Annotated in this window: 11 protein-coding genes and 1 pseudogene; 9 read left to right on the forward strand and 3 right to left on the reverse strand. The window is 69.4% G+C overall.

The genetic code is table 11. From position 1 onward, the window contains the following. The 5 genes and pseudogenes from ABS78_RS20565 to ABS78_RS20585 form a co-directional block, all read left to right on the forward strand. A pseudogene (locus ABS78_RS20565) lies at window positions 1-1,099 on the forward strand (S1 RNA-binding domain-containing protein); the annotation flags it as partial. Window positions 1,100-1,291: 192 nt separating this feature from the next. Beyond that, window positions 1,292-1,969, forward strand: coding sequence for a fumarylacetoacetate hydrolase family protein (locus ABS78_RS20570; protein ID WP_293383875.1), 678 nt, complete (start codon window positions 1,292-1,294; stop codon window positions 1,967-1,969). Then, on the forward strand, window positions 1,969-2,616 hold the full coding sequence (gene maiA / locus ABS78_RS20575; RefSeq protein ID WP_293383878.1) for a maleylacetoacetate isomerase: 648 nt from the start codon (window positions 1,969-1,971) through the stop codon (window positions 2,614-2,616). Before ABS78_RS20570 ends, maiA begins: the two co-directional genes overlap by 1 nt. A gap of 14 nt (window positions 2,617-2,630) precedes the next feature. Next, a complete protein-coding gene (locus tag ABS78_RS20580) occupies window positions 2,631-3,257 on the forward strand; it encodes a carbonic anhydrase (RefSeq protein WP_293383881.1) in 627 nt (208 codons plus the stop codon). Window positions 3,258-3,405: 148 nt separating this feature from the next. Further along, a complete protein-coding gene (locus ABS78_RS20585) occupies window positions 3,406-5,214 on the forward strand; it encodes a M2 family metallopeptidase (protein WP_293383884.1) in 1,809 nt (602 codons plus the stop codon). A 47-nt stretch (window positions 5,215-5,261) separates the two neighbouring features. On the opposite strand, the gene ABS78_RS20590 is transcribed toward ABS78_RS20585, so the two are convergent. Next, window positions 5,262-6,014 (reverse strand): sulfite exporter TauE/SafE family protein, encoded by a 753-nt coding sequence (locus ABS78_RS20590; protein WP_293383887.1) that lies wholly within the window; start codon window positions 6,012-6,014, stop codon window positions 5,262-5,264. Window positions 6,015-6,030: 16 nt separating this feature from the next. Continuing rightward, on the reverse strand, window positions 6,031-6,984 hold the full coding sequence (locus ABS78_RS20595) for a 2-oxoglutarate and iron-dependent oxygenase domain-containing protein (protein WP_293383890.1): 954 nt from the start codon (window positions 6,982-6,984) through the stop codon (window positions 6,031-6,033). Between the two features lie 192 nt (window positions 6,985-7,176). On the opposite strand from ABS78_RS20595, the gene ABS78_RS20600 reads away from it, so the two are divergent. The 4 genes from ABS78_RS20600 (at window position 7,177) to msrA (ending at window position 11,163) form a co-directional block, all read left to right on the forward strand. Continuing rightward, on the forward strand, window positions 7,177-9,030 hold the full coding sequence (locus ABS78_RS20600; RefSeq protein ID WP_293383893.1) for a monovalent cation:proton antiporter-2 (CPA2) family protein: 1,854 nt from the start codon (window positions 7,177-7,179) through the stop codon (window positions 9,028-9,030). A gap of 87 nt (window positions 9,031-9,117) precedes the next feature. After that, a complete protein-coding gene (locus tag ABS78_RS20605; RefSeq protein ID WP_293383896.1) occupies window positions 9,118-9,825 on the forward strand; it encodes a CoA transferase subunit A in 708 nt (235 codons plus the stop codon). 2 nt (window positions 9,826-9,827) lie between these two features. Further along, complete coding sequence (locus tag ABS78_RS20610) at window positions 9,828-10,496, forward strand: 3-oxoacid CoA-transferase subunit B (protein WP_293383899.1); 669 nt, start codon at window positions 9,828-9,830, stop codon at window positions 10,494-10,496. 85 nt (window positions 10,497-10,581) lie between these two features. After that, window positions 10,582-11,163 carry a peptide-methionine (S)-S-oxide reductase MsrA gene (gene msrA, locus ABS78_RS20615; RefSeq protein ID WP_293383976.1) on the forward strand — a complete coding sequence of 194 codons (582 nt, stop codon included), beginning with the start codon at window positions 10,582-10,584 and terminating at the stop codon, window positions 11,161-11,163. Here msrA and ABS78_RS20620 read toward each other — a convergent pair. Further along, the gene (locus tag ABS78_RS20620; protein ID WP_293383902.1) at window positions 11,138-12,694 is read right to left on the reverse strand and encodes a glycosyltransferase family 39 protein; all 1,557 of its coding nucleotides are present in this window, start codon (window positions 12,692-12,694) and stop codon (window positions 11,138-11,140) included. The two genes, msrA and ABS78_RS20620, sit on opposite strands and share 26 nt — an antisense overlap. Window positions 12,695-12,734 lie beyond the last annotated feature (40 nt).

Raw genomic sequence — 12,734 nt, forward strand, 5'->3', positions numbered from 1 at the left:
CAAGAGGGCGAAGTCCGCGAAGGCGTGGTCAAGAACATCACCGACTACGGCGCGTTCGTGGACCTGGGCGGCATCGACGGCCTGCTGCACGTCACCGACATGAGCTGGAAGCGCGTCAACCACCCGAGCCAGGTCCTGGCCGTGGGCGACACCGTCAAGGTCCAGATCGTCAAGATCAACCCCGACACCCAGCGCATCTCGCTCGGCATGAAGCAGCTCCAGTCCGACCCGTGGGACGGCGTGGAGGCCAAGTATCCCGTGGGCGCCAAGTTCACGGGCCGCATCACCAACATCACCGACTACGGCGCCTTCGTGGAGCTGGAGCCGGGCGTGGAAGGCCTGGTGCACGTGTCGGAAATGTCGTGGACCAAGAAGAACGTCCACCCCGGCAAGATCGTCTCCACCTCGCAGGAAGTGGACGTGGTCGTGCTGGACGTCGATCCGTCCCCTGGGCCTCAAGCAGGCCCTGGCCAACCCGTGGGAGAAGTTCGTGCAGGATCACCCGATCGGCACGGTCGTCGAGGGCGAGGTCAAGAACGCCACCGAGTTCGGCCTGTTCATCGGCCTGGACAACGACATCGACGGGATGGTGCACCTCAGCGACCTCGACTGGTCGATGTCGGGTGAGGAAGCCATCGCGAAGTACCAGAAGGGCGAGACCGTCAAGGCGCGCGTCCTGGACGTCGACGTCGAGAAGGAGCGTATCTCGCTCGGCATCAAGCAGATGGCCGGCGACCCGCTCCAGGGCGACACCTTCCGCAAGGGTCAGACCGTCACCACGACCGTCACCGAGGTCACCTCGGGCGGCATCGAGGTGAAGTTCGGCGACGAGGAAGCGCCGATGACGGCCTTCATCCGCAAGTCGGACCTGAGCCGCGACCGCGCCGACCAGCGCCCCGAGCGCTTCGCGGTCGGCGACCGCGTGGACGCCCAGGTGACCAACGTCGACAAGGCGGCCCGCCGCATCTCGCTGTCGATCAAGTCGCTGGAAATGGCCGAGGAAAAGGAAGCCATCGAGCAGTTCGGGTCCTCGGACTCCGGCGCGTCGCTCGGCGACATCCTGGGCGCCGCCCTGCGCGAGAAGGCGTCGAAGGAATAGGGCTGAGGCCCTTGGGGGGCGGCTCTTCGGGGCCGCCTTCCGGAGACTTGGACCAGGGGCTCCCGCTCGCAAGGCGGGAGCCCTTTCCGTTTCCGAGCCGCCCGGATCGGGCGGCGCGTGTGCTTCCGCAACGTCATTCTCCGCAGCGGCGCCGGGGTTCACAGACGGCGGCCATGAGCCTATTTGCGCCCCATGCCTTATGCGCTGCCCCTTTCGCCCGTCCCGGCCGTTCCCGTCGAGGGGAGCGCGGCCGTGTTCCCCGTGCGCCGCATCCTCTGTGTGGGGCGCAACTACGCCGCCCACCGGCGCGAGATGGGCGGCGATGATCGCGACCCGCCGTTCTTCTTCGCCAAGCCCGCCGACGCGGTCGTTCCGCCGGGCCAGGATCCCGCCTATCCCCAGGCGACCGGCAATCTCCATCACGAGATCGAGCTGGTGGTCGCCATCGGCAAGGGCGGCCGCGACATCGCCGTCGCCGACGCCCTGTCCCACATCTTCGGCTACGCCGTGGGCGTGGACCTGACGCGCCGGGACCTCCAGGCCGCCGCCCGCGACAAGGGCCAGCCGTGGGACTCGGCCAAGGGCTTCGACGAGAGCGCGCCGATCTCGTCCATCCGCCGCTGGGAGGGGCCGCCGCCCCAGGGACGCATCGCGCTCTCGGTGAACGGCCAGACGCGCCAGGATGCGACGGTCGCCGACATGCTCTGGAACGTGCCCGAGATCGTCGCCGAGGCCTCGAAGCTGTGGGCGCTGGCGCCCGGAGACCTGATCTACACCGGCACTCCCGAGGGCGTCGGCGCCCTGGTCCGCGGCGACCGGGTGGACGGGGAGGTCGAGGGCGTGGGCCAGCTCGCCTTCACGGTGCGCTGATGGCGCTGACCCTGCATTCGGCCTGGCGCGCCTCGGCGCCCTATCGCGTCCGCATCGGCCTGGCGCTGAAGGGGGTGGAGTACGACTACGCCCCGGTCGACCTCATCGCCGGCCAGCAGCGGGAGCCTGCGTATCGGGCGATCAACCCCCAGGGCCTGACGCCGGCCCTGGACCTGGGCGACGGGACGATCCTGGCCCAGAGCCTGGCCATCCTGGAATGGCTCGAGGAGACCCGGCCACAGCCGCCGATCCTGCCGCGCTCGGCCATGGACCGGGCGATGGTGCGGCGCATGGCGGGCATCGTCGCCTGCGACATCCACCCGCTGAACAACACCCGGGTCGGACGTCACCTCCAGCTCGAAATGGGTCACTCGCAGGACGAGTACATCGCCTGGATGAAGCACTGGATGATCGAGGGTTTCGACGCCCTCGAACCCCTGGTGGCCGCGCACGGCGGACGCTTCGCCTTCGGCGACACCGCAACGATCGCGGATTGCTGCCTGGTCCCGCAGGTCTACGGCGCCCACCGCTGGAGCCTGGACATGACGCCCTGGCCGGCGATCGCCAGGGTTTCCGCTCACGCGGACACGCAGCCCGCCTTTCAGGCGGCCCACCCCGACCGTCAGCCCGACGCGGCAAAGGCTTGAGGAAGGCGACCGACATGCCCAAGACCCTGGAAGACCTGAAAGCCAAGAACCGCGCCTGGGCGGCCGGCAAGGTTTCCGTCGATCCCGGCTTCTTCAGGCGCCTGGAGGGCCAGCAGGCCCCCGAGTACCTGTGGATCGGCTGCGCCGACAGCCGCGTGCCGGCCAACGAGATCGTGGGCCTCGACCCCGGCGAACTGTTCGTCCACCGCAACGTGGCCAATCTCGCGCCGCCCCAGGACGCCAACTACCTGTCGGTGCTGCAATTCGCCGTCGATGTGCTGAAGGTGAAGCACATCCTGGTCGTGGGCCACTACGGGTGCGGGGGCGTGGCCGCCGCCGTGGACGGTCAGCGCCGTGGGCTGGTCGATCATTGGCTGCATCCGATCCGCGAGGTTCACCACTGCCATCGGCATGAGCTGGAGGCGCTGCCGGACGAGCGGGCCAAGTGGGATCGCCTGGTGGAGCTGAACGTCATCCGCCAGGTACGGAACGTGGCCTCGGACGTCTTCGTCCGCGAAGCCTGGCTGCGCGGCCAGGCGCTCAGCGTCCACGGCTGGGTCTATACCCTCGGCACCGGCCTCGTGACCGACCTGGACGTCACCATCGCGGGGCCGGAAGACCTGGCCGAGTTCGTGGACTGAAGCTGGCCGTCCGTCTTCCCCGGGCCCGATTCCGTCTCTCTGGCCCCGACGGTTCGCCCCGGGGTTGACGCTCCTGGCCGAGGGCTCTCTCCTCGGAGCCAGCCGGCGGCTTGAAGCCGCCAACAGAAACCACGTCCAGGAAGACGGAATGAAACTCAAACCCATGGCCGCCGCGGCGGCCGTCCTCGCCTGCCTGGCCCCCGCGACGGCGCTGGCCCAGGCCGGGGCGCCTCCAACCCCCGCGGAGGCCAAGGCCTTCGTCGACGCGGCCGAGGCGCGGATCGACACCGCCAGCGCCTTTTCGGCCCGAGCGGCCTGGGTCCGCGCAAACTTCATCACCGAAGACACCCAGTGGCTGGATGCGAAGGCTTCGGCCGAGCGCAGCGCGCTTCTGGCGAGCCTCGCCACCGAGGCCGCGCGGTTCGATGGCGTCGCGGCCGATCCGGTGACCGAGCGCAAGCTGAAGCTGCTCAAGCTGTACGCTGTGGCGCCGGCCCCGAACCGGCCGGGCGCGGCCGATGAGCTGGCGAAGCTGCTGACGCGCATGAACAGCGCCTATTCGACGGCGAAGTTCGACTTCAAGGGAAAGCCCATCACCCTGAACGACGCCGAGGATGTGCTGCGGGCCAGCCGCGATCCGGCCGAGCTGAAGGCGGTCTGGGAGGGCTGGCACGCGACCGCGAAGCCCATAAAGGCGGACTACGAACGCTTCGCCGCGCTCTCGAACGAGGGGGCCAGGGGCCTGGGCTTCGCCGACACCGGCGCGCTGTGGCGGTCGAACTACGACATGGCTCCGGAAGCGTTCGCGACCGAGACCGACCGCCTGTGGGCCCAGGTCGCGCCATTCTACCGCAACCTGCATTGCTATGTCCGGGCGCAGCTCAATGCCAAGTATGGCGATGCCGTGCAGCCGAAGACCGGTCCGATCCGCGCCGACCTCCTGGGGAACATGTGGGCCCAGCAGTGGGGGAACATCTACGACATCGTCGCGCCGAAGACGGCCGCCGCCGGCTACGACCTCGACAAGCTTCTCGAGGACAAGGGTTATGACGCCGTCAGGATGGTGAAGACCGGCGAGAACTTCTACTCGTCGCTCGGCTACGCCCCGCTGCCCGAGACGTTCTGGGCGCGCTCGCTCATCACCCGGCCGCGCGATCGCGAGGTGGTGTGCCACGCCTCGGCCTGGAACATCGACGGCAAGGACGACATCCGCATCAAGATGTGCACCAAGGTGAACGGCGAGGACTTCCAGACCGTCCACCACGAACTGGGCCACAACTACTATCAGCGCGCCTACAAGGATCAGCCCACCCTGTTCCGTAGCGGGGCGAACGACGGCTTCCACGAAGCCATCGGCGACTGGGCGGCGCTGTCGGCGTCCACCCCAACCTACCTGAACCAGATCGGTCTTCTGGATACCGTGCCGGGCGCCGAGGAGGACATTCCGTTCCTGCTCAAGATGGCCCTGGACAAGATCGCCTTCATGCCGTTCGGCCTGCTGGTCGACCGCTGGCGCTGGGACGTCTTCTCGGGGGCGACCGGCCCGGACGACTACAACAAGGCCTGGACCGCGCTGCGTCTCAAGTACCAGGGGATCACGCCGCCGGGTGAGCGTCCGGCCGACGCCTTCGATCCGGGGGCCAAGTACCACGTGCCGGGCAACACGCCCTACACGCGCTACTTCCTGGCCCATATCTACCAGTTCCAGTTCCACCGGGCGGCCTGCCGGCAGGCCGGATGGAAGGGGCCGCTGCACCGCTGTTCGGTCTATGGCCAGACGGCGGTGGGCGAGAAGTTCAACCGGATGATGGAGCTGGGCCAGTCGCAGCCCTGGCCCCAGACCCTGGCCGTCTTCTCGGGGGAGACACGCACCGACGCCAGCGCCGTCGCCGACTACTTCAAGCCGCTCGACGCCTGGCTGGCGAAGCAGAACCGCGGCCAGGCGTGCGGCTGGTGACCTGACGGGGAAGGGCGCGCGCCGCGGTGCGCGCCCCGACCCTGGCTTCAGCCCGAGAACGCCTTCCAGACCAGATAGGCGCCGACCGGGATCATCAGGCCGTAGATCGCCACATAGAACCGCTCGGCGGCGATGCGCTTCACCAGCCAGACGCCCGCGAAGGTGGAGGCGATCGCCACCGGAAGCAGGGCGGCCACCGTCAGCAGGTTTCCCGGCGTGAACTGGCCCAGGGCCGCATAGGCCGGGACCTTCAACCAGTTGATGACGGCGAAGAAGACGGCCGTCGTGCCGGCCAGGCGAGGGGGCGAGAGGCCGCGCGGCAGCACCCACATCTGGAACGGCGGCCCGCCCGCGTGGGCGATCTGGCTGGTGAACCCGCTGATCGCGCCGAACAGGACGCCGACGACGGGCGGCGAGTTGGCCGGCGCCTGAACCGCACCGCCGTACATCAGCCACAGCCGGTGGAGCGCGAAGACGATCGAGATCGCGCCCAGGGCGCCCAGCACCGCCGCCGCCGACACCTGCGCGGCCAGCAGGTAGCCCGCCAGGATTCCCACCGCCGCGCCCGGCAGCATGACGGCGACGATCCGCCGGTCCCACTCGCGGCGGAAGGCCCAGACGCTCACCACGTCCTGGACGATCAGGATGGGCAGGAGGATGGCGGCCGCCCGCACGGGCGACACGGTCAGCGCCAGCAGCGGCATGGACAGGGCGCCGACGCCGGCGAACCCGCCCTTGGCGAAACCCATCAGCACCACGGCCGGCAGGGCCAGGGCGTAGAAGATCGGATCGGTGATCACGCCGGCGGGACGCGCGTCAGGCCAGCTTGATCTCCCGCAGCCGCTCCTTGAGGTAGTCGTCCGCGGTGATCGGGTCGGGATACCGGTCGGGATGGGCCGCATCCACGCAATTGGACAGCGTCTCGATCCGGTAGTCCGAGTTGAAGTGCAGGAAGAACGGCGTCGAGTAGCGCGGGAAGCCGCGGCGTTCGGGCGCCGGGTTGACGACCCGGTGCGTGGTCGAGGGCAGGCGGTGGTTGCACAGCCGCTGGAGCATGTCCCCGATGTTGCAGACCAGGCTTCCGGCCGGCGGGTTGATGGCGATCCACCGGCCGTCGTGGTCCTTCACCTCCAGCCCGGCTTCTTCGGCGCCCAGCAGCAGGGTGATGACGTTGATATCCTCGTGCGCGCCGGCCCGGATGTGCGGGCCGTCCTGCGGCACGGGCGGATAGTGCAGCAGGCGCAGGATGGAATTGCCCACGTCCACCTTGTCGTCGAAGAAATGGCGCGGCAGGCCCAGATAGGCGGCGATCGCTTCCAGCACCTTGAGGCCCATGCTGTCGAGGGCCTGGTAGAGCCACTGCACCGCCTCGTGGAACCCGGGCAGTTCGGCGTCGGGCCAGACGTTGTCGGCCATATGGTCGCGGAAGCGGTGGCCGGGCGGCAGGTCCCGGCCGACGTGCCAGAACTCCTTGAGGTCGTAGTGGGCGGCGCCTTTGGCCGTCTCGACGCCGAAGGGCGTGTAGCCGCGCTGGCCGGCCAGCGGCAGTTTGTATTTCAGCTTGGCCGCCTCGGGCAGGGCGAAGAACCGCTTCATCTGGTCGATGGCGGCGTCGATGCGGTCCTGGGGCAGGCCGTGGTCCGAGATCACCGCGAAGCCCCAGCGGGCGTAGCTGTCGCCCAGCTTGCGGGTGAAGGTTTCGAAGTCCTGGTCGAACAGCTCGAACGAGACCGGTTCGATGCCGTCCCGGAGGGCGTGCGCTTGGCTCATGGCGGTCTTCTACACCCGCGCGGCGGGACGCTCCACTGGGGCGGGCCCGGCCAGCGGCCGTGAGGAGTTGCTCCGTTGGACGGCTTCGGACGTCCCCACTTCCGCCCCGGCGCCGGAGATGTTGCGCGGCGGGGCGATTGCGCACCACATAGGATGCGACCGCCCATCCCCGGTGCGGCGAAGGAGACGCGCATGGCGGCCGAGGCGGCGGGCGGAGCGAACCTCGGCCAGGTGGTGATTCTGCTCGCGGCGGGCGTGGCGGCGGTGCCGCTGTTCCGGCGGCTCGGGCTGGGGTCGGTCCTGGGCTACCTCGCCGCGGGTCTCGCCATCGGGCCGTTCGGCCTGCGCCTTTTCGCCGATCCCGAGGCGATTCTGCACGTCGCCGAGCTGGGCGTGGTGATGTTCCTGTTCATCATCGGCCTGGAGATGCGGCCGGCGAAGCTCTGGACGCTCCGGCGAGAGATCTTCGGCCTCGGGGCGACCCAGGTCGTCCTCTGCTGCGCCCTCCTTTCCGGAGTGGCGCTGCTGGCGGGCCTGCCGCCGGCCGCGGCGGTCATCGGGGCCAGCGGCTTCGTTCTGTCCTCGACGGCCGTGATCATGAAGATGCTGGACGAGCAGGGCGAGACGTCGTCGGACGCCGGCCAGCGGGCGATCTCGATCCTCCTGCTCGAAGACCTGGCCGTGGTGCCCCTGCTGGCGCTCGTCGCGGTCATGGCGTCGTTCTCCGGAGGGCCGGTCGAGTCGACCCAGCCCATGTGGGTGTCGGTCCTGATCGCCCTGGGCTGCATCGCCGCCGTCGTGGCGGCGGGCCGGTGGCTCCTGAACCCGTTCTTCCAGATCCTGGCCGGGACCGGCGCGCGGGAGATCATGACGGCCGCGGCGCTGCTGGTGGTCCTGGGGACCGCGCTCTTCATGCAGTGGGGCGGCCTCTCGATGGCGATGGGCGCCTTCCTGGCGGGGGTGCTGCTGTCGGAATCCAGCTTCCGCCACCAGCTCGAGGCCGACATCGATCCCTTCCGCGGCATCCTGCTGGGCCTGTTCTTCCTCAGCGTCGGCATGTCGCTGGACCTCGCCGTGGTTGCGCAGGAGTGGCGATTGATCGCCGCCGGCGTCGTGGCGTTCATGGGGGTCAAGGCGCTGGCCATCTACGGCGTCGCCCGCCTGTTCCGGTCGGACCACCGCGAGGCGATCCAGCGCGCCGCCCTGTTCGCCCAGGGGGGCGAGTTCGCGTTCGTGCTCTATGCGGCGGCGGTCTCGGCCGGGGTGATGGACGGCCGGACCAGTGCGGGCATGACGGCGATCGTGATCATCTCGATGGCCCTGACGCCCCTGGTCATCATCGCGCTGAAGGCGGCGCTCCCGCCGCCCAGGGAGTCGTTCGACGGCGTCGACAAGGCCGACGGCTTGCAGAGCCGGGTGCTGATCATCGGCTTCGGCCGCTTCGCCCAGGTGGTCAGCCAGCCGCTTCTGGCCAAGGGGATCGAGGTTTCGACCATCGAGAACGACGTGGAGATGATCCGCGCCGCCGCAGGGTTCGGCTTCAAGGTCTACTACGGCGACGGCACGCGGCTCGACGTGCTGCGGGCCTCGGGCGCGGGCAACGCCGAGGCGATCATGGTGTGCGTGGACAAGCCCGACGTGGCGGACCACATCGTCGAACTGGTCAAGGCCGAGTTCCCGCTGGCCAAGCTGTTCGTCCGCGCCTTCGACCGTGGCCATTCGCTGCGGCTGGTCGAGGCCGGCGTGGACTTCCAGATCCGCGAGACCTTCGAATCCGCGCTGCAGTTCTCGAAGCGCGCGCTGATCGAGCTGGGCGTGGACGAACTCGAGGCGGCGGACCTCGTCAAGGACGCCCGCAAACGCGACAACGAACGCTTCGAACTCCAGGTCGCGGGCGGCCTCCAGGCCGGCCGCTGGCTGATGCGCGGCAACATGGCGACGCCGACGCCCGAGCCGTTCTCGACGCCGAAGAAGGGGGGCGAGGCGCTCAACCTGGACGCCGCCGAAGTTCTGGGCCGCGAGCGCGAAGACGCCCAGGCCACTTGACCAGAACGCGGGCGCCGGTGTTCATCGGTTGGTGAATTCTGCGCCGTTCCTGTTCTCAGGGGGGCGTTTGCAGCGTATGGGGCCAAGATGGCTGACAAGGTTCGCAACGATGCGGTCGAAGCCCTCGAGGGGCTGCTCTTCGATGGCATGACGATCATGGCCGGCGGCTTCGGGCTGTGCGGCATTCCCGAGAACCTGATCGCGGCGATCCGCCGGTCGGGGGTGAAGGACCTGACGGTCGTCTCCAACAACTGCGGCGTCGACGATTTCGGGCTGGGCGTGCTGCTGGCCGGCGGCCAGATCCGCAAGATGATCAGCTCCTACGTCGGCGAGAACAAGCTGTTCGCCGAGCTCTACCTCTCCGGCAAGCTGGAGCTGGAGTTCAATCCGCAGGGCACGCTGGCCGAGCGCATCCGGGCCGGCGGCGCCGGCATCCCCGCCTTCTACACCAAGACCGGCGTCGGCACCCTGGTGGCCGAGGGCAAGGACGTGCGCGAGTTCGACGGCGAACTGTATGTGATGGAGCGGGGCCTGACGGCCGACCTGTCGATCGTGAAGGCCTGGAAGGGCGACCGCGAGGGCAACCTCGTCTACCGGATGACCGCGCGGAACTTCAATCCGATGATGGCCACGGCCGGCAAGGCGACGGTGGCCGAGGTCGAGAAGCTGGTCGAGACCGGAACGCTGGACCCCGACCATGTCCACACGCCGGGCGTCTTCGTCGACCGCATCGTCGAGGGTCTGCACGAGAAGCGGATCGAACAGCGCACCGTGCGCCAGCGCGAGGAGGCGTAGACATGGCCCAGGGCACGAGGGGCTGGACCCGTGACCAGATCGCCGCCCGCGCCGCGCGCGAACTGAAGGACGGCTTTTATGTGAACCTGGGGATCGGCATCCCGACCCTGGTCGCCAACTACATTCCCGACGGCATGAGCGTGACGCTCCAGAGCGAGAACGGCATGCTGGGCATGGGTCCCTTCCCGTATTCGGGCGAGGAGGACGCCGACCTCATCAACGCCGGCAAGCAGACGATCACGGCCCTGCCTTCGTCCAGCTACTTCTCCAGCGCCGACAGCTTCGCGATGATCCGCGGCGGCCACATCGACCTCAGCATCCTGGGGGCGATGCAGGTGGCGGCCAACGGCGACCTCGCCAACTGGATGGTGCCGGGCAAGATGGTGAAGGGCATGGGCGGCGCCATGGACCTGGTGGCCGGCGTCAAGCGCGTGGTCGTGGTCATGGAGCACAACGAGAAGACCGGCGCGCCCAAGCTGCTGGACGCCTGCACCCTGCCGCTGACGGGCCAGGGCGTCGTGGACCTCGTCGTCACCGACCTGGGAGTCTTCGACGTCAGCCGCGGCAGGAGCCCGCTCACCCTGCTCGAGCTGGCGCCCGGCGTGACGCTGGACGAGATCAGGGCCCGGACCGAGGCGCCGTTCCAGGTGGCGGAGACGGTGGCGGCCTGATCCCCGCGGCGCCGGCCTTGAAGCCGCCGCCATGTTCCTCACGTAATAGGCAGGCGTGAGGAAGGCCGGACCCATGAAGACCCAGATGTTCGCAGCGGTCGCCCTGGCTGGAAGCTTGGCTCTGTCGGGCAGCCTGACCGTGGCCGCCCCGGCCGCCGCCGCGACCCGGACCGCCGTGTTCGCCGGCGGATGCTTCTGGTCGGTCGAGAAGTTCTTCGAGGCGACGCCCGGCGTCGTGACGGCCGTCTCCGGCTATTCGGGCGGAACCACGGCCAATCCCACCTACGAGAACCACCGGGGGCACCTGGAAGCCGTGAAGGTGACCTACGATCCGGCCAAGGTGAGCTACGCCCAGCTCGTCGAGAAATTCTACCGCAACATCGATCCCACCGATCCCGCCGGCCAGTTCTGCGACAAGGGGCCCTCCTACAGGACTGCGGTCTTCGTCGCGAACGACGCCGAGCGACAGATCGCCGAGGCCGAGAAGGCCAAGGTGGAGAAGCTGCTGGGCGCCAGGGTGACGGTGGCCACCCGCGTCGCCGCGCCGTTCTGGAACGCCGAGGCCTACCATCAGGACTACGCGAAGAAGAATCCGGCCCACTACGAGCGCTATCGGATCGGCTGCCGTCGCGACCAGTCGCTCAAGGCCGTATGGGCAGGCCGCTGACGGGATCGCGCGGGCGGGGCGCGAAGTCCTCGCCGACGAACATCTCGATCCGGCGCTTGCGCTTGGCGTCCAGCCGGACGCTGCCGATCTCCAGGCCCGACGCGCGGGCGAAGTCGGCCTGCATCTCGGCTCGCCGCCAGCCCTCGTAGGACACCATCAGCACCTTGCCGCCGAGGTCGTCGGTGAGGGGCGCGGCCGTCTCGGCCTGGTTGCGCGGCCCCTCCATCAGCAGCCAGCTGGTCAGCGGGACGCCCCGTTCGGCCAGGCGGTCGCGGCCGTAGTAGGCGGTGGCGTAGAAGAGGAAGCGGTTGTTGACGGCGATCGCCGTCAGGCCCGGCTCGCGCCAGGCGCGGTCCAGGATGAGATCGGCGGTGTCGGACCAGCCGCGAGCGCGCTTCAGGCCGTTGGCCAGTCCCGCCTTGTCGGCCAGCGCGGGCGAGATCACCGCGGCGAGAAAGAAGGCGGCCACCCCCGCCTGGATCGCGACGGCCGTCCGCAGCCATAGGCGGGCCCGCCAGCGCATCAGCCAGGCGGCGACCAGGATCGCGCCCGCGAGATAGCCCGCGCCCGACCAGTTGGCGTTGGCGCGGCTGATGAACGCCTGGCCCGTCACGATCAGGATCGGCGGCAGGGTGAAGCAGAGCAGCAGCAGGTCTTCGCGGCGGATCGCCCGTCCCTCGACCGCCCGTCCCCGGATCGCGAGACCGACGCCCAAGATCAGCGCGCCCAGCGGGATCGGGCCGAAGACCCCGAACTGGGAACCCAGGAATGCGCCCATCTCGCCGATGTTAAAGAGATGCACCCCGCTCCAGGCTGCGTTGGCCGCGGTGTGCTGGAAGGTGGCGAACCCGTGGGTCGCGTTCCAGGCCAGGTTCGGCGCCAGGACGGCCGCCAGCGCCAGCGTGGCCGCCGCTGCGGACGCGGGGGTCCAGGCGCGGCGCGCCTCGCGGGAGAGCGCCAGGTGGAGCGCCAGGCCGACCACGAAATAGACCGCCGCATATTTGGACAGGAACGCCAGTCCCAGGCTCGCGCCCAGGCCGGCGGCCAGCAGACGTCTTCGTCGCGGCTCGGCCGGCGTCAGGAAGACCGTGTAGGCCAGGAGGGACAGGCCCAGGAAGAACAGGAGCGGCGCATCGGTCGCCGCCACCAGGGCCGAGAGCTGCACGCCCGGCATGAGGCCGTAGAGGGCGGCGGCGGCCAGGCCGGTCGGCGCATCGAACAGGCGCCGCCCGATCAGGAAGGTCAGCAGGGTGGCGCCGGCCTGGAAGAGCGCGGCCGGCGCCCGGATCCACGCCTCGGCGTCACCCCCGATCTGGGTGCTGGCCCAGATGGCCCAGGCGATCATCGGCGGCTTCGAATAGTAGCCGAAGTCCAGGGATCGCGACCAAAGCCAGTATTGCGCCTCGTCGGGATAGAGTTCGAGCGGCGTGGCGAAGAGCGCCGCCAGTCGCGCCAGGGTCAGGGCGGCCGTCAGAAGGATCGCGGCGCGCAGATCCGGAGCGGCGCCTTGCGGCCTGAGGCTTTGCGGCATTTCGATTCCCCGGAGGCCAGCCGACCCTAGCGCCCCTGGG

It is taken from the genome of Phenylobacterium sp. SCN 70-31, from assembly GCF_001724605.1.
Taxonomy (GTDB): domain Bacteria; phylum Pseudomonadota; class Alphaproteobacteria; order Caulobacterales; family Caulobacteraceae; genus Phenylobacterium.

Excerpts from the sequence above, each read along its gene's own strand:
- ABS78_RS20620 (WP_293383902.1), bottom strand. The coding sequence starts at position 12,694 with ATGCCGCAAAGCCTCAGGCCGCAAGGCGCCGCTCCGGATCTGCGCGCC.
- msrA (WP_293383976.1), top strand. The coding sequence starts at position 10,582 with ATGTTCGCAGCGGTCGCCCTGGCTGGAAGCTTGGCTCTGTCGGGCAGC.
- ABS78_RS20610 (WP_293383899.1), top strand. The coding sequence starts at position 9,828 with ATGGCCCAGGGCACGAGGGGCTGGACCCGTGACCAGATCGCCGCCCGC.
- ABS78_RS20585 (WP_293383884.1), top strand. The coding sequence starts at position 3,406 with ATGAAACTCAAACCCATGGCCGCCGCGGCGGCCGTCCTCGCCTGCCTG.
- ABS78_RS20605 (WP_293383896.1), top strand. The coding sequence starts at position 9,118 with ATGGCTGACAAGGTTCGCAACGATGCGGTCGAAGCCCTCGAGGGGCTG.
- ABS78_RS20570 (WP_293383875.1), top strand. The coding sequence starts at position 1,292 with ATGCCTTATGCGCTGCCCCTTTCGCCCGTCCCGGCCGTTCCCGTCGAG.
- maiA (WP_293383878.1), top strand. The coding sequence starts at position 1,969 with ATGGCGCTGACCCTGCATTCGGCCTGGCGCGCCTCGGCGCCCTATCGC.
- ABS78_RS20580 (WP_293383881.1), top strand. The coding sequence starts at position 2,631 with ATGCCCAAGACCCTGGAAGACCTGAAAGCCAAGAACCGCGCCTGGGCG.
- ABS78_RS20600 (WP_293383893.1), top strand. The coding sequence starts at position 7,177 with ATGGCGGCCGAGGCGGCGGGCGGAGCGAACCTCGGCCAGGTGGTGATT.
- ABS78_RS20595 (WP_293383890.1), bottom strand. The coding sequence starts at position 6,984 with ATGAGCCAAGCGCACGCCCTCCGGGACGGCATCGAACCGGTCTCGTTC.